General features: G+C 60.8%; 13 protein-coding genes. 9 read left to right on the top strand and 4 right to left on the bottom strand.

What is annotated here, in order from left to right:
- Position 1 precedes the first annotated feature (1 nt).
- From KYK83_RS07675 to KYK83_RS07660, 4 genes are all read left to right on the top strand, one after another.
- Positions 2-946: an alpha-E domain-containing protein gene (locus tag KYK83_RS07675; protein ID WP_103024292.1), complete on the top strand. Its 945-nt coding sequence runs from the start codon at positions 2-4 to the stop codon at positions 944-946.
- The gene (locus KYK83_RS07670) at positions 946-1,761 is read left to right on the top strand and encodes a transglutaminase family protein (protein ID WP_103024293.1); all 816 of its coding nucleotides are present in this window, start codon (positions 946-948) and stop codon (positions 1,759-1,761) included. The genes KYK83_RS07675 and KYK83_RS07670 overlap by 1 nt, the downstream gene beginning before the upstream one ends.
- Positions 1,762-1,783: 22 nt before the next feature.
- Positions 1,784-2,530, top strand: coding sequence for a proteasome-type protease (locus KYK83_RS07665; RefSeq protein ID WP_222827797.1), 747 nt, complete (start codon positions 1,784-1,786; stop codon positions 2,528-2,530).
- 283 nt (positions 2,531-2,813) lie between these two features.
- The gene (locus KYK83_RS07660; RefSeq protein ID WP_248284334.1) at positions 2,814-3,305 is read left to right on the top strand and encodes a response regulator transcription factor; all 492 of its coding nucleotides are present in this window, start codon (positions 2,814-2,816) and stop codon (positions 3,303-3,305) included.
- Here KYK83_RS07660 and KYK83_RS07655 read toward each other — a convergent pair.
- Positions 3,302-3,856 carry an extensin family protein gene (locus KYK83_RS07655; RefSeq protein WP_346729435.1) on the bottom strand — a complete coding sequence of 185 codons (555 nt, stop codon included), beginning with the start codon at positions 3,854-3,856 and terminating at the stop codon, positions 3,302-3,304. The genes KYK83_RS07660 and KYK83_RS07655 overlap by 4 nt on opposite strands.
- Before the next feature lie 279 nt (positions 3,857-4,135).
- Here KYK83_RS07655 and KYK83_RS07650 point away from each other — a divergent pair, with 279 nt between their 5' ends.
- Genes KYK83_RS07650 through KYK83_RS07640 form a run of 3 tightly spaced genes read left to right on the top strand, consistent with a single transcriptional unit; the run spans position 4,136 to position 7,691 of the window.
- Complete coding sequence (locus KYK83_RS07650; RefSeq protein WP_222827795.1) at positions 4,136-5,293, top strand: PepSY-associated TM helix domain-containing protein; 1,158 nt, start codon at positions 4,136-4,138, stop codon at positions 5,291-5,293.
- Positions 5,290-5,484 (top strand): hypothetical protein, encoded by a 195-nt coding sequence (locus KYK83_RS07645; protein WP_222827794.1) that lies wholly within the window; start codon positions 5,290-5,292, stop codon positions 5,482-5,484. Before KYK83_RS07650 ends, KYK83_RS07645 begins: the two co-directional genes overlap by 4 nt.
- Before the next feature lie 20 nt (positions 5,485-5,504).
- A complete protein-coding gene (locus tag KYK83_RS07640) occupies positions 5,505-7,691 on the top strand; it encodes a TonB-dependent receptor (RefSeq protein WP_222827793.1) in 2,187 nt (728 codons plus the stop codon).
- Positions 7,692-7,721: 30 nt separating this feature from the next.
- Here the strand turns inward: KYK83_RS07640 and ggt are convergent, their stop codons facing one another.
- Positions 7,722-9,506, bottom strand: a complete 1,785-nt coding sequence (ggt, locus tag KYK83_RS07635) for a gamma-glutamyltransferase (protein WP_222827792.1) — start codon at positions 9,504-9,506, stop codon at positions 7,722-7,724.
- 40 nt (positions 9,507-9,546) lie between these two features.
- Positions 9,547-11,028, bottom strand: coding sequence for a sodium/proline symporter PutP (putP, locus tag KYK83_RS07630; RefSeq protein ID WP_221598606.1), 1,482 nt, complete (start codon positions 11,026-11,028; stop codon positions 9,547-9,549).
- A gap of 211 nt (positions 11,029-11,239) precedes the next feature.
- On the opposite strand from putP, the gene KYK83_RS07625 reads away from it, so the two are divergent.
- On the top strand, positions 11,240-12,082 hold the full coding sequence (locus KYK83_RS07625) for an outer membrane protein (RefSeq protein ID WP_103024302.1): 843 nt from the start codon (positions 11,240-11,242) through the stop codon (positions 12,080-12,082).
- A 127-nt stretch (positions 12,083-12,209) separates the two neighbouring features.
- Here KYK83_RS07625 and typA read toward each other — a convergent pair whose 3' ends face one another.
- On the bottom strand, positions 12,210-14,030 hold the full coding sequence (gene typA / locus KYK83_RS07620; protein ID WP_103024303.1) for a translational GTPase TypA: 1,821 nt from the start codon (positions 14,028-14,030) through the stop codon (positions 12,210-12,212).
- A gap of 258 nt (positions 14,031-14,288) precedes the next feature.
- Here typA and KYK83_RS07615 point away from each other — a divergent pair, with 258 nt between their 5' ends.
- On the top strand, positions 14,289-16,955 hold the full coding sequence (locus KYK83_RS07615; RefSeq protein WP_222827791.1) for a TonB-dependent receptor: 2,667 nt from the start codon (positions 14,289-14,291) through the stop codon (positions 16,953-16,955).
- The last annotated feature ends 6 nt before the right edge of the window (positions 16,956-16,961 follow it).

The raw sequence follows: 16,961 nt of genomic DNA, 5'->3' as shown, positions 1-16,961 counted from the left end.
CATGTTAGGGCGGACAGCCAACGGCCTGTTCTGGATGTTCCGCTATCTCGAGCGGGCGGAAAACACGGCGCGTCTTCTCGATGCCGGTCTGCGCATGGCGCTGACCCGCGATCTGGTGACGGCGGAGGAAGAATGGCGATCGGTCATCGCCACGGCCGGCCAGCGGGTCGGGTACGAGGCGAAGCATGCGACATATACGGGCATGCAGACCTGGAACCACATTCTTCGCGACAAGGACAATCCGTCCTCGATCCTCGCCATGTTCGGGCAGGTTCGCCAGAACGCGCGGCAGGCGCGCAATGCGATCAGCAGCGAGTTGTGGGAAGCGATCAACGAACCCTGGCTGGAGATCAAGGACCAGCTGGCAAAGCCAGTGGGGGAGAACCGCGTCATGGATACGGTCGCCACCATCCGGCGCGCCGGCACGCTGGCACACGGGGCGATGGAAGGTTCCATGCTGCGCGACGAAGGGTACCATTTCGCACAGGCCGGCACCTTTATCGAGCGCGGCGACAGCATCGCCCGCATCCTCGACATCAAATACTACCTGTTGCTGCCGTCGCTTTCCTACGTCGGATCGAGCCTGGATACAGGGCAGTGGGATCAGGTCCTGCGCTCCGTCTCCGGGGACCGCGCCTATCGCTGGCTCAACGCCGGACAGATCGATGCCCGCGGGATCTGCGAATTCCTGATACTGGACGACGGATTCCCGCGCAGCCTGGCGTTCTGCCATTCCGAACTGCGCGCCAACCTTGCAGCGCTGGCCCGGCTGCACGGCCAGGAAGGCGTAAGCAACAGCCTGATGCGCGAGGCGGATACGCGAATAGCCGACCTTACCATCGAGGACGTCTTCGATCAGGGGCTGCACGAGTTCCTTGTCGACTTCATGGCGTCGAACGTCGCGATCGGACAAGCGATCGCCACAGATTACAGGTTCCTTGCCTGATGCGCCTCTCTATCCGTCATACGACTCGCTATCTTTTCGACACGCCCGTCGTTCATGCGCTGCAGCGCCTGCGGCTGACCCCGAAGCAGACGCAGGGGCAGGAAATCCTCGAATGGGAGATGGAATATCACAATGCCCATCCCGAGTTCGTTTACGAGGACCAGCATCACAACACGGTAAACCTGGTCTCGGTCGAAACCGGGGCGCAGGAGGTGACCGTCACCTGCCACGGGCGGGTGGATACCCACGATCATGCCGGCGTGATCGGGCGCCATGCAGGACATCTTCCGCTGTGGAGCTTTCTTGCGCAGACGCCGCAGACGACGCCGGGCCCCGGTATGCGCAAGCTGGCCGGCGAAGTGGGCAAGCGCAGCGAAAGTCGCCTCGATACGTTGCATCACCTGTCCGGCGCGATCCTCGACCGGGTCGAATACAAGACCGGGACGACCCATTCGCGCACCATCGCCGAAGAGGCCTATGCGGCGGCAAACGGCGTGTGCCAGGACCACGCGCATATCTTCATCGGTATCGCCCGATCGCTGGGCATTCCGGCGCGATATGTCAGCGGCTATCTGATGATGAACGACCGGGTCGAGCAGGAGGCGGGCCATGCCTGGGCGGAAGCCTATGTCGACGAACTCGGCTGGGTCGGATTCGATATTTCCAACGGGATCAGCCCGGACGAACGATATGTACGGGTTGCAACCGGTCGCGATTATCGCGATGCCGCGCCTGTGACCGGAATCAGTTTCGGCACGACGTCAACCGTGCTCGAAGTCGATGTGGCGGTAGAGCAGCAGCAAGTGCAGCAGTAATTCTGCCGAGAGGAAAATCCAGATGACGTATTGCGTGGGCATGATGCTCGACAAGGGACTCGTCCTGATGAGCGATACGCGCACCAATTCCGGCGTCGACAATATCTCGGTCTTTCGCAAGATGTTCACCTGGAACGTCCCGGGCGAGCGGATCATCACCCTGCTGACGGCCGGCAATCTCGCCAGCACGCAGGCGGTCATCAGCCAGCTCGAGGAACGGATGAAGGAACCCGACGAGCGGGACAACATCATCCTCAAATCGCCGACCATGTTCCAGGTCGCGACCGAAATCGGCAAGCTGCTGCGAACGATCATCGCGGAACGCCAGGATTCAAACGGGGTAAAGGGCAGGGGGCGCTTCACGGCGTCGATCATCGTCGCAGGGCAGATTGCCGGCATGGAGCCGCGGCTGTTCATGGTCTACCCCGAAGGCAACTTCATCGAGGCGAGCCGGGACACCCCGTTCTTCCAGATCGGCGAGACCAAATACGGACGACCGATCATCATCCGCGGCTATGATCCGGAGATGAGCATGGAAGATGCGGTGAAACTGCTGATGGTCAGTTTCGATTCCACGCTGAAGGCGAACCTTTCGGTCGGTTTGCCGCTGGATCTGCAGGTGATCGAACGCAACGGGTTCAAACCGAAGCACGAACATCGCATCACGCATGACGATCCGTACTTCCAGGCGATCTCTTCGAGCTGGGGCGACGCGCTCAAAAGCGCTTTTCATTCCCTGCCGGATTACAGCTTTTACCGAGAAGATTAACGAAAACAGGGTTTTACTATAGCGTATCGACTAGGTAAAATTACCCGATCAGGGGTCTGTGGCCTCGGTAATAATCCGCACCCGTAATATTACGGATATACGGTCGGTGCCGGATTCCCTCACCTCGTCAATCATGAACGAACGACATACGGTACATATCGTAGGTGGTAATAGCAGATGCAGGGCGGAGCAGGCTCATCTGATTTACAGTCTCGGGCTTCACTCTGAAATTTATGGTAATGTCGCCGAGCTCATGGAGCGCCCCCCTCACTCGGGCATAGTAATGGCCTATGACGATCCGGAGGGCGAGAACGCTGCGTACGTCCTCAAGGCGTTGTCAGACAGAGGGCATTGGATCCCGGTCATAGCAACGTCCCAGGAACCGCGACCGACCCATGTGGTGGAAGCGATCAAGGCGGGCGTTTTGGACTATATGAAGCTGCCACTGCGCGGCGAGCGCGTCACCCGAGCGATTTCGCGAACTTTGACCGATGCCGACAATCACGTGATGGCGCGGCGCAGAATTGCGGAAGCGCGCGACAGGATTGCCAATCTGTCTCCGCGCGAGCGGCAGGTGCTCGACTGGTTGACCGAAGGGTGCAGCAACAAGGTCATCGCGCGCGAGCTCCATATCAGTCCGCGCACCGTGGAAATCCACCGGGCAAACATGATGACGAAGCTGGATGCCGATCATCTGGCCAAGGCAGTGAAGCTGTTTTTCGAAGCGCGGCTGGGCGACGACCCAACACCCGATATCGGGGCCAACGCGGCCTAGCGGCAGAAATTTCCTGTTCCGTGCTCCAGATGGAAGTGGTCGTGATGCGCCCGATTGTAATCGGGACCCAGTACGGTGCCGAAGCGCTTGCACGCGCTTTTATGGATGACCTGCAGGAATTCGCGTTCCTGGCGAGAGGCGTTCCAGCCCGATAACACCGAAATACGCCGTCCATCGGCCAGAACGAAAGCGGAGACATCGATCGCTTCAGCGCGCGAATGGGCGCTCAAACGGCCGGTTCCGGCGACATTGCGGCAGGAGTAGCTGCCCATGGTTTCGATGCGAACCAGCGGGCTGCCAAGGATCTGGCGTGCTGCACGATCAACCCCGTACCGCGCCCAAGCGGCAAAGGTATTGGCGAGCGGACAGGCCACAGCGCCCAGATTGGTAACAGTAAATTCGCCCCGGTCGCCGCCGACGCCCTGCAGGCTCACGCTGTTCGTGGTCGAGCAGCCAGCTCCGTAAAACCTGTCCGTCAAAGGAGAGAAGCGCGAGCCCGTCTGTCCCAATTCGGCCTGGCATTGGCGAACTTCGGGTCGCGCAACAGCCACAGGGACGGACCCTGCCTGCCGCGCGACCCGTTCAGTCGGCTTGGAACCAGGTACTGCGCCGCAACCCGCCAGGGCCAGAAGGAGAAAGGCTAAGAAGGCAGGCTGCAATCGCATCGAGCGATGTATTTACCAGACATGGTTAATTTCGTCCTAACGGACTTTAAAAAGAGATGCACCCGAGCGCCGCAAGTGTAGAAATTCGGCAACGCAAACACGGAGCCATGCTATTGCGAATGATTATCATTGCCAATCCGTCCATGAGTTCGTAACGGGCGGGGCGTGAGCCGCACGACTATCCGAATCTGGTATCTGATCCATAAATGGAGCAGCCTCATCCCGACGGCGTTCCTGCTCATGTTGTGCGTGAGCGGACTGCCGCTGATCTTTCACGACGAGATCGATGCCGCCATGGGCTTCGACACGGAGAAATCGCTGTCGGGCGTCGCTTCGTCGGAAGGCGGACTACCGCTGGATACGATGCTGGACCGCGCACTGGCGGAACGGCCCGGTGAAGTCCCTCTGTTCATGGCGTTCAGTCAGGACAGCCCGCTGCTGACCGTTACGACCGGCCCGGCGCCGGATGCGGCAAGCGGTGACATGCATCTCCAATTTCTCGATCGCGTTACAGGCGAAGCGCTGGGGCCTGCGCCGGTCAATCCGCTGCTCGACTTTCTGCTGCAACTGCATACGGACATGTTTCTCGGCCTGCCCGGGATGCTTTTTCTCGGCGTAATGGGCATCAGCTTCATCGTCGCCCTGATATCCGGCACGGTACTGTATGCACCATTCATGCGCCGACTGCGGTTCGGCACGCTGCGCACGCGACGCAGCCTGCGCGTCAAACGGCTCGATCGGCATAATTTCCTTGGTATCGTCACACTGGTCTGGGCGCTCGTCGTAGGCGCGACGGGTGCGATCAATGCCTTTGCCGATCCGCTGACGGACGCGTGGCGCAATGGCGAAATTGCGGAAATGACGGCCGCCTATGCCAGTTCGCAGCCCTTGGCGCCCGCAGATTACGGTTCGATCGACAAGGCCATGGCTGCGGCGCAGGACGCACTACCCGGCCGTAACCCGCAGTTTATCGGATTTCCCGGCGGATCGTGGAGTTCCGGTCATCACTATGCGATTTTCTTTCAGGGCGACCGCCCTGTCACGGAACACCTGCTGACCCCGGCGCTAGTCGATGCTGCGACGGGCGAACTCACGGATGCGCGGACCATGCCTGCAATCAATCAGGCACTGATGATGTCCAAGCCGCTGCACTTCGGTGATTATGGTGGCTTGCCGCTCAAAATCCTGTGGGCGCTGCTGACGCTGGCAACGATCTCGGTGCTGTGGACCGGCATCTTTCTGTGGCTACGCCGCCGTGGCGGGGAGATCGACCGCCGCGTCGATGAGATCGCCCTTGGTGCACGCAAGGAGATGCGCGCATGAGCCACAGGACGCGGCATCGTCAGAGCACTGCCGCGGTGTTTCGCTGGCCGATTGCGATCGGCGTGGCTTCCTTCGCCGGACTCGTACTCGGACTGACCGGCGATGGCGCGCGTGACCTTTTAGCCTGGATCCTGGTCGGCATTGCCCCGACCGTCATTTTCGCGGCGCTAGCGCGCCGTACTTCCCGCTAGAACCGATGAAAGAACCAATGATGAAACTGCACCTCCTCCCGCTTCCGGCACTTGCCATTGCCTCGGTCATTGCTGCCCCTGCGCAGGCGCAGGAGGGGACGTCACAGGAAGTGATCGTCGTTTCCGCCCAGCGGGCCAATCAGACGGAAGTCATCGCGGGCGGAACGCTGGGAGTTCTGGGCGCCAAGGATGCTCTGGACGTACCGTTCGTGGTGCGCACATTCGATGAAAGCCTGATCCTGAACCAGCAACCGCTGACATTGGGAGAGGTTCTGGAAAACGACCCTTCGATCCGGACTACCTACGCGTTCGGAAATGCAGCGGAACAGTTCGTGATCCGCGGTTTCCCGCTTTACGGCGACGATATCGGGATGAACGGTCTTTACGGCATCAGCCCACGCCAGCTGATCGCGCCCGAGCTGTATTCGGGTGTTCAGGTGCTGAACGGGGCGAACGCATTTCTGAATGGCGCGGCGCCGGGCGGAACCGGGATCGGCGGCAATGTGAGCCTGCAGCTGAAGCGTGCAGGTGACAGCCCGCTGACGCGAGTCACGGCAAGCTATCTGTCCGACAGCCACTTCGGCGGCAGCGCAGACATTGCGCGCCGGTTTGGCGAAAATGACCAGTTCGGTGTGCGGGTCAACGGTGCCTACCGCAGCGGCGATGTCGCAGTGAACGACGAGTTTCGCCGCACCATCGTTGGCGGCGCATCGTTCGACTGGACTACCGATAATCTGCGGGTCACGCTGGATGGCGCCTATCAGCGTTATGAGGTGAACCATCTTCGCCCGCAGGTAGTGATCGGCAACGGCGCAATTCCCGAAGTGCCCGAGGCGGATCTCAATTATGGTCCGTCTTTCGCCCGTACCGAGCTGCAGGACATTTTCGGCCTTGCCCGCATCGAATACGATGTAGCCGACAATGCCATGCTTTATGTCAGTGGCGGCGCGCTGGATGGCAATGAAGAGGGCACTTACGGCGGGATCACCATAACCGATGCCGACACCGGTGCTGGCACGATCGGCCCGTCCATCATTCCCGCGCGTATCAACAATGAGGCAGTGGAAGCGGGGCTGCGCGTCAAACTGGGTGAGGCCGTGACGCACGAAATCAACTTCGGCGGCAATATCAACTGGCAGCAATTCCGTACCGCCTTCGATTTCCGCGCGGGGTACGACACCAATCTTTACGACCCTGTGGACGCGCCCATTTCCCCTGTCAGCACTTTTGCCAGCGGGGATCTGGACGATCCAAAGCTAAATTCGCGATCGGTCCAGCTTAGCGCATTTGCTTCCGACACCATCGGTTTCTGGAACGATCGCATCCTGTTGACGGGCGGGTTGCGGCTTCAGGAAATCACGCAGAAGAACTACGACGTTGCCACCGGCGACTTCACGGGCCGGCTCAGCACCTCTGCGATTACCCCGGTTGTCGGCCTGGTGGTCAAGCCGACCGAGCGAATTTCGCTGTTCGCCAACCGCATCGAAGGGCTGCAACCCGGCGCCCGCGCGCCTGTCAGCGGTATCGATCCGGACAATCCCGGGTCGGGAGAATTGCCGGTTACCAATGGTGGACAGGCGCTCGCACCGGCGCGGTCCGTGCAATATGAAGTCGGCGGCAAGGTTGGGCTGGATCGTGTACAGGCAAGCCTTGCGCTATTCACGATCGAACAGCCCAGCAGCTATCTGGCGGTTGATCCCGACGTGCCGGGGCAGCTGCGGTTCGGCCGATATGGGGAGCAGCGCAACCGTGGGATCGAGCTGTTCTTTACGGTCCAGCCGACAGATGGACTGCGCCTGATAGCCGGCGGGTCGGTGGTCGATGCGAAGCTCAAGCGTACCCCTGGAGGCGTGAACGAAGGCAACGATGCGCTGGGTGTGCCCGACTATACCCTTAACGCCAATGTCGAATGGGACGTGCCCTTCGTGCCCGGTTTCACCTTGACCGGACGCGCCATCCATACGGGCGAGCAGGCTGCAAACGTGACCAATACCAGCTATCTGGACGACTGGACCACGCTCGACCTCGGAGCCCGCTATGTGCTTGCAGCGGGCGGCGCGCCGATCACCCTGCGCTTTGGCGTCGACAATGTGACCGACGAACGGTTCTGGAGCTCCTCATACAGCGCGTTCGCATCGGGAGACACGGCGCGGCTGCTGCAGGGGCGCCCGCGTACCTTCCGCGGATCGGTCTCGGTCGACTTCTAAGGTTGCCGGAAAGGGCAGGCCGGGGCGGGATCAGTACCCGCTGGCCTGCCCATCCTTGCGCATTTCGGTTGCGCCGGTCAGCACGCCGGTTTCGGGATCGCGGGCGATTGCCTGATATCCACCGAACATGATGCCGTTGTCGATCACCTCGACCTTGTGGCCCATGGCCTGCAACCGCTCCACCGTTTCGGCAGGAATGCCGGGTTCGACGAAGAGGGTGCCGAGCGGGTCGGCAAAGGGACCGTTCAACGCCTCTGTCGGCTGTGGGCCACCATCGTGGTTGAAGCGTGCGGCATCGCCTGCTTCCTGCAGGTTCATGCCGTAATCGACTATGTTGACGAGTACCTGCACATGGCCCTGCGGCTGCATGCCGCCGCCCATCAGGCCAAGGGTCATGTAGGGATGGCCATCCTTTTTCACGAACGCCGGGATGATCGTCTGGAAGGGGCGCTTCCCGGGCTCGTAGGCATTGGGATGCGCCGGATCGAGGCTGAATAGCTCGCCGCGATCCTGGAACATGAAGCCGGTCCCGGGCGCAACCAGCCCGCCGCCCATGCCGCGATAGTTCGATTGGATAAGGCTGACCATCATGCCGTCGCCGTCCACCACTGTCATGTAGGTGGTATCGCCTTCGCCCTCCAGCTTCGGCTCGCCCGGTCCGAATTCCGGGGTGGCACGAGCCGGATCGATGAGTCCGAACCGCTCCGCACCGTATTCGTCCGACAGCAAGGCCTGCGGGAACGGGCTGAAATCCGGATCGGCGTAGAAACGTGCAACGTCAGCGTAAGCGAGGCGCTTCGCTTCCACGAGATAGTGCATCGCTTCGGGACTGCCACGCTCCCACTGCGACAGGTCGATATTCTTGAGAATGTTGACCATCTGCAAAGCAGCAAAGCCCTGGCTGTTCGGTGGCAATTCGCACAGTTCGTAGCCATCCTTGTAGTCCGCACAGGCAGGATCGACCCACTCGCTGTGATGGGAGGCGAAATCTTCGCGGGTGAAGGCGCTGCCCTGAGCCTGGAGATAGTCCACCATGACATCGGTGAGCGCACCATCGTAATAGGCGTCACGCCCCTCGCGGGCGATAGTCTCGAGCGTATTGGCAAGGTCGGGGTTGCGGAAAATCTCACCAGCCTCGGGGGCGGCGCCGTCGGCGAACCAGACCTTGCGCGCATTGGAAAAATCGAATTCATCCTCGCGAGCGGAATAGGCCTTGAACGCCCGGTCGAGATACATTCCGATGACCGGGGCGATGGGGTGGCCTTCGCGGGCATACCGTATGGCAGGCGCGAGGTTATCGGCCATCGGACGCTTGCCGAACCGCTCGTGCATGGCAAACCACGCATCGACCGTGCCCGGAATGGTAATGGGCAAGGCGCCATAGGGAGGCAGGGCATCGGCGCCGTTCAGTTTCTGCTTGAGCTGGTCGAGCGTCTGGCCCTTGGGGCTGCGGCCCGAACCGTTGATGCCGTAAAGCTTTCCGCTCTTGGGATCATAGATGATCGCGAACAGATCGCCGCCTATGCCATTGCCAGTGGGTTCCATCAGGCCGAGCGCGGCATTGGCGGCAATCGCCGCATCGACCGCGTTGCCGCCGTCCTTGAGAACGTCGAGCGCGACTTGCGTGGCAAGGGGATGCGCGGTGGCCGCCATGCCATGCTGTGCGATTACCGGACTGCGCGACCAGTTCGCGCCGACCGGACGGCCGCCGGCGCCAATCTGCTGCTCGACAGAGGGCTTATCCGCGGAGACCTGCGCGGTGGCAGGGCTCACGGTCAGGGCAAGGGCGGCAGCGCCGGTCAGTAACGCTTTCATATTCGTCTCCTCCGTTTGGGAGACGTGTGAAGAAAGCGTGTCAGGCTGGCAAGGGGCGCTCGGTCGTTCCCGATGTTGCCTTGCTCACCATGACGATTGCAATCCAGGCGGCAATGAAGCCGGGTACGATCTCGTACAGGCCCTGATTCATTCCCGGCAGGGCCGAATTCCAGCCGAGCGCGATCCAGGCCATCACAACGGCAGCACCAGTAACGAGACCGGCAACTGCACCGGTGCCCGTCATGCGATCCCACGTCAGCGACAGGATGATAAGCGGCCCGAACGCCGCGCCGAAGCCGGCCCATGCGTTGGAAACGAGGCCGAGCACCTCGCTCTCGGGGTCGCTGGCTATGATGATGGCCGCGATCGCCACGAGAGCGACGCAGATGCGCCCCACATTCACGCTCTCACGTTCGGAGGCATTCTTGCGGAAGAAAAGCTTGTAGAAATCCTCGGTCAGCGAACTGGATGCGACCAGGAGCTGGGAGGAAATTGTCGACATGATGGCCGCTAGCAGCGCGGCCAGAAGGAAGCCGGTCACCAGTGGATGGAACAATAGGTTCGCCAGGACGATGAAGATCGTTTCGGGATCTTCGACGACGATGCCATTGCGCTGCGTAAAGGCGCGGCCCGCGATCCCGATGCCGATGGAGCCGAGCAGGGCTACGCCCATCCACGTCATGCCGATGTTACGAGCGGGCCGAACCTTCGCCACCGTATCGATTGCCATGAAGCGCACGATAATATGCGGCTGACCGAAGTAGCCAAGACCCCAGGTTACAGCGCTGATGAAGCCAAGCACGGTCAGGCCGTTGGTAAGACTGAGAAAGCCTTCGACGGGAACCTGCGTGAGCGAACCGCCCGCACTGCCACCTTCGCCGAACATCACGACCAAGGGCATTACGACCAGCGCGACGACCATGATGAGGCCCTGGACGAAGTCCGTCAGGCTCACCGCCAGAAAACCGCCAACCATGGTATAGGCAAGCACCACAAGCGCCGTGATCCAGATGCCCAGCATGTAATCAGACATGCCAACATCGCCGAACAAGCCCGCAAAGCTCGTTTCGAACAGCTTGCCGCCACCGACAAGTCCCGCGGCGGTATAGACCGCGAAGAAGACCACCACGATCAAAGCCGACACAACCCGCAGCGCCACGGCCCTGTCCGGGAAGCGATTGGCGAGGAATTCCGGAATGGTCAGCGCATTGCCGTAGCTCTCGGTCTGTTCACGCAGACGCGGTGCCACGATAAACCAGTTGGCTAGCGCGCCGATGAAAAGACCGATGCCGATCCATGCTTCGACCAGGCCGCTGGCATAGAGCGCGCCGGGCAGACCGAGCAGCAGCCAGCCGCTCATGTCCGAAGCGCCAGCCGAAAGCGCGGCCACCGCAGGGTGCAGATTGCGACCGGCGAGGAGATACCCTTCGCTGGTATCGGTGGAGCGTTTCCAAGCCCACAGACCGATCGCGATCATGAGAATAAAATATAAGGCGAGTGAAATATATGTTCCCGTTGGCATGGGTGCGCCCTTTAACAGAACCGCGGACCAATGGCCACTGCACGGGTTTCGGGTGGAGAACCGCCGCTGTGCGTCATCGATACCGCACCGATGCGAAAACCCAAGTGTGACTTGAAAGCGACACTTCAGAAAAGCTGCATTTAGCAAGGGAACGCGGGCCAGCCTCGGGCGTCTGTGTTGCAACAGGGTCAAACAGTTACAGGGTTTCTCAATGAAAAAATCGACACTTCTGGCAACCGCCGTTCTGGCGGGCGCAATCGCTCAGCCTGCCTTCGCGCAGGACAGCAATCCGGACTACTTCAACGGCGTCTATGTCGGCGGCACGCTCAGCGTCGAATCCATCGACGATGGCAAGGACGAAGGTCTGGCTTTCGACACCGACGGCGACGGTGAATACAACGATGTCGTGCGCACCATTACCGGTGCAGATGCGTTCTCGCCCGGTCTGTGCAACGGTCGGCCGAATGCCGGTCCGGCTACGCCGACCTGCAGCGACGATGAACAGGAACTGGGCTACGCCATCAAGATCGGTATGGACCGTCGCATCGGCGACATGTTCGTAGCCGGTGTGGTGCTGGAAGGTTCGAAGTCGAACGCTACCGATTACACCACCGGGTTCAGCACGACGCCTGCGAGCTATACCATTGCCCGTGAGATCGATTATGCTGGCGCTCTTCGCGCACGCCTCGGTATCTCGCCCGGTGATGGCCGCGGTCTTCTCTACGCTACCGGTGGTGTGACGTATGGCCGGATCGATCACGAATTCACCACGACCAACACTGCCAACAGCTTCACCCCGGTGAACGGCGATGAGTGGCTGTGGGGTGCACAGTACGGCGCAGGTGCAGAAATCTACCTGACCGACAGCATCAGCCTGAACGTGGAATACCTTCGTACCCACTTCGAAAAGGACGATTATTACGTTGTAGTCGGCGCCGGTTCGGCTCCTGCAACCAACCCGTTTCTGCTCGACTCGGGCGAAACGAACCTGCGTTCGACCGGACGTCAGCTCGAAGTGAACTCGTTCCGTGCGGGTCTCAACTTCCGCTTCTGATCCAGGTCACAAGCTAAAATAGAAAGGGCGGTCGCATCGCTGCGGCCGCCCTTTTTGTATGCCCGATTTGCTGCTGCCGCCGCGCTACTTTCCGTAGCCGATGCCGACGGCAGCGTCGGCGAAGAGCTTAGCTCTGCGCTGCGCGCTTGGCGCGCTTGCGTTCATGCGGATCGAGGATCGCCTTGCGCAGGCGAATGCTCTCGGGCGTGACTTCGACCATTTCGTCGTCATCGATATAGGCGATGGCCTGTTCCAGCGTCATGACGCGGGGAGGAGTCAGGCGGATGGCGTCGTCTTTGCCGGTCGAACGGAAGTTCGTGAGCTGCTTCGACTTCATCGGGTTCACTTCGAGATCGTCCGGCTTGGCATTTTCGCCGATGATCATGCCTTCATAGATCTTGGCGCCGCCACGGATGAACAATTCGCCGCGGTCTTCCAGCGCGTTAAGCGCATAGGGGACTGCTTCACCCGGGACCATCGAGATAAGCACGCCGTTCTGGCGTCCTTCGATAGGGCCGCGATAGGTATCGTACTTCTCGAACAGGCGGTTCATGATGCCCGTGCCGCGCGTGTCGGACAGGAATTCGCCGTGGTAGCCGATAAGGCCGCGGCTGGGAGCGGAGAAGGTGATGCGCGTCTTGCCCTGGCCCGACGGGCGCATCTCGGTAAGCTCTGCCTTGCGGCGCTGCATCTTCTCTACGACGGTGCCGGAGTGTTCGTCGTCCACGTCGATGACGACCGTTTCGAACGGTTCCATACGCTGACCATCCTCGGTGCGGAACAGCACGCGTGGGCGGCTGATGCCGAGTTCGAACCCTTCGCGGCGCATCGTTTCGATGAGCACGCCGAGCTGGAGTTCGCCGCGACCGGCGACTTCGAAACTGTCCTTGTCTTCGCTTTCCGTAATGCGGATGGCGACATTGGTTTCCGCTTCGCGGTAAAGGCGATCGCGGATCATGCGGCTGGTGACCTTGCTGCCTTCGCGACCGGCGAGGGGGCTGTCATTGACCGAGAACTGCATGGCGAGCGTGGGCGGATCGATCGGCTGCGCTTCGATCGGCGTCTTTACGCTCGGATCTGCGACGGTGTTCGACACCGTGGCTTTTTCCAGACCTGCAAGAGCGATGATGTCGCCCGCTTCGGCGCTATCGACCGGTACGCGGTCGAGGCCATCGAAGCTCAGCAGCTTCGTCGCGCGGCCGACTTCGATCACATTGCCCTGTGAATCGAGCGCATGGATCGGATCGTTGACATTCAATTTGCCCGACTGAACGCGTCCGGTCAGAACACGGCCCATGAAATTATCGCGGTCGAGCAGAGTGGCGAGGAAGCTGAAAGGCGCTTCCGCATCGAGGCCCGGCGCGGGTACGTGGTCGACGATCAACTGGAACAGCGGTTCGAGATTGCCGTCGCGGGCGTGTTCGTCATCGCTGGCATAGCCATCGCGGCCCGAAGCCCACAGGCTGGGGAAATCGAGTTGGTCGTCATTGGCATCGAGCGAAGCGAAGAGATCGAAGACTTCGTCGAGAACTTCCTGGGGACGCGCATCGCCACGGTCGATCTTGTTGACCACGACGATCGGACGCAGACCGAGGGCGAGTGCCTTGCCGGTAACGAACTTGGTCTGCGGCATTGGGCCTTCGGCGCTGTCGACCAGCAGGATGACGCCATCGACCATCGAAAGGATACGCTCGACCTCGGCGCCGAAGTCGGCGTGGCCCGGGGTATCGACGATATTGATGCGCTTTCCGTTCCACTCGACGCTGGTGCACTTTGCAAGGATCGTGATCCCGCGTTCTTTTTCCAGGTCGTTCGAATCCATCGCGCGTTCTTCCACGCGCTGGTTTTCGCGGAAGGTGCCGGACTGGCGGAAAAGCTGATCGACAAGAGTGGTCTTGCCATGGTCGACGTGGGCGATGATCGCCACGTTGCGCAGGTCGCGGGACATGAAGTGTGCTTTCGATTAGGGTGCCGTAGCGTCAACGCCCAGTGGCACTGCTTGTTTCGGTCGCGCCCCTAGCGGAGATGCTGCAATGCGGCAAGGTGTTGCGGTGTAGCGCGAAAGGCACAGTCGTCGAGTCAGCTATGGCGTTGGTCCGCTAAATGCTTGAGAGGGCGGGGGAGTCTGGTAGTTGCGCCCTTGCATGCGCGCATTTTGGGAGCCGCGCAGCGGACCAAGATACGTCTTGAGAGAAGAGGACCTTTCATGAAATTCACCGCTTTCGGCCGCACCGCGACCGTCCGTACCGTCATGCTTGCAGGGGTAGCTGCTGTAGCCATCCCGGCGAGCGTTTCGGCACAAGATACAGATCTGGAAGAGGTCCAGCAGCAGACCGACAGCGACGGCGATAACATCCCCGATGCTGCCGATGCCTCGACCGGCAATGTCATCATCGTTACCGCCACCAAGCGCGAACAGACCCTTCAGGAAACGCCCGTCTCGGTCAGCGTCACCAGCGGCGAAACGCTGGAGCGTGCGGAAATCCGCGACTTGCAGGACCTTCAGACCGTGGCCCCGTCGCTGCGCGTCAGCCAGCTTCAGAGCTCGGCGAACACCACCTTCATCATTCGCGGCTTCGGCAACGGCGCCAACAACGTCGGTATCGAACCGTCCGTCGGTGTATTCATCGACGGCGTCTATCGTTCGCGCTCGGCATCCTCGATCAACGACCTCGCCAATGTGAGCCGCATCGAAGTGCTGCGCGGACCGCAGAACACGCTGTTCGGCAAGAACGCCAGCGCCGGCGTCATCTCGGTCGTTACCCGTGAGCCGCAGTTCGAGTTCGGCGGTTCGGCCAGCTTCACCTACGGCAATTTTGACCAGATCGTCGCCAAGGCCGACATTACCGGCCCGCTGACTGACTCGATCGCTTTCTCTCTCGACGGCACCTACAACAAGCGCGACGGTTTCGTCGACGTCGTGAACCTCGATGAGAAGATCAACGAACGCGATCGCTACGTCGTTCGCGGCCAGTTGCTGTTCGACAATGGTGGCCCGCTTAGGATTCGCGCGATCGGCGACTATTCCAAGATCGACGAACTGTGCTGCTATGCCGGCAACGTTCTTGCCGGTCCGACCGTTCCGCTGCTGTTCGCCGTTGGCGGCCAGTTGGCAGTTGAAGATGTGTTTTCCGACCGTGCCTTCCTCGACACGCTGCCGGTCAACGACATCGAGAACTACGGTGGTTCGGTTCAGGCCGACCTCGACCTCGGCTCTTTGACGCTGACGTCGATCACGGCCTATCGCGAACTGCGCGCGTTCAACCAGCAGGACGTGGACTTCTCCAGCGCGGCCGTGGTCAGCGAGTTCCGCAACCAGGCGGTCGACACCTTCACGCAGGAACTGCGCGTCGCTTCCGACTTCGACGGTCCGGTGAACTTCCTGCTCGGCGGCTATTACTTCAACGAGAAGGCAAAGCAGAACAGCGGTCTCGACAATGGCGAAGATGCACGCGCGTTCTTCGATCTGCTGGCAGGTGGCGGCACTCCCGGCACGCTGTCCTTCGTTGAATCGCAGCTCGGCATTCCGGTCGGCGCTACCTTTGCAGAAGGCCCTTCGACCCGAGAATTCTTCACGCTTGATAACGAATCCTACTCGGTCTTCGGGCAGGTCGATTTCGAAGTGACGGATCGCCTGACCCTCACCGCCGGCTTCAACTACACCGACGACAGGAAGGATTTCTCGCTCCGTCAGGACTCCTTCGATCCGCTGGCGAATGTGAACTTCGTCGATGCTGTCATCGTTGGCGGTATCGCGCAGGCGCTGCAGATCCCCACCTCACAGGTGACGCCCGGCGTGATCCAGCAGTTCGCTGCTGCCCAGCCGGCCGGCTTCCAGCAAATCGCAGCGATTGCGACCACGCCGTGCTCGGCCGGTTCGCCGCCGCCCGCCTGTAACCAGTTGCTCCCCCTCCAGGCGCTGCAGTTCCTGCCGCCGTTCCTGGCGGTGCCCAACGCAGTAGAGCCGGGCAGGACGAATGATGACAATCTGAGCTACACGCTTCGTGTGGCTTACGATGTCAGCGATCGCTTGAATGCATATTTCACCTATGCGACGGGCTTCAAGGCCAGCTCGGTCAACCTGTCACGCGACAGCCGCCCGACCAACGCCGATTACACGCCTGGTCCTTTCGGTTCGACCATCCTCGCGCCATCTTCGCCGATCCGCGATGCCGGTATTGCGGTGCCGAACCTTTCCACTGGCTCGCGCTTCGCGGCTCCGGAGGAATCGGAAGTTTACGAAGTGGGCCTCAAGGCCGATTTCGACCGGATGGCCTTTAACCTGGCACTGTTCGATCAGACCATCGACGGTTTCCAGTCGAACGCCTTCACCGGGACAGGTTTCGCGCTGGTCAACGCCGGATCGCAGTCGGTCCGTGGTTTCGAATTCGATTCGACGCTCACGCCGATCGATCCGCTCGTGTTCACCTTCGCACTGACCTATCTGGATTCGAAGTATGACAGCTTCCCCGGATCGGTCGTTGGTGACCTTTCCGGGCAGCAGGTCGCCGGTGTTCCGGAATTCACCATTGCGACTTCGGCAACCTACACACACGAGTTCGGCAATACGGGCAATCTGCTGATTGGCCGCCTGGACTATTATCACGAAAGCAACACTCAGATCATCGACGGCGTACCCGACGCTCCGGATCCGATCGCCCTTGCGCGCAACTATCGTCGTGAAGTGAATCAGGTAAACGGGTCGCTGACCCTCGCGCTCGAAAACGGGTTCGAAATCAGCGGTTTTGTCCGTAATCTGACCAATCAGCGCTATCTGTCGCAGATCTTCCCGGGTGTTGCACAGCCGGGTACGATCTCGGGCTATCCCAACCAGCCGCGCACCTACGGCGCCACGGTTCGCTATCGCTTCTGATCGCGG

The sequence above is a fragment of the Qipengyuania pacifica genome, assembly GCF_019857205.1.
GTDB lineage: Bacteria > Pseudomonadota > Alphaproteobacteria > Sphingomonadales > Sphingomonadaceae > Qipengyuania > Qipengyuania pacifica.
Note: the sequence above shows the minus strand (reverse complement) of the source record. Positions and strands in the feature narration are given on the sequence as shown.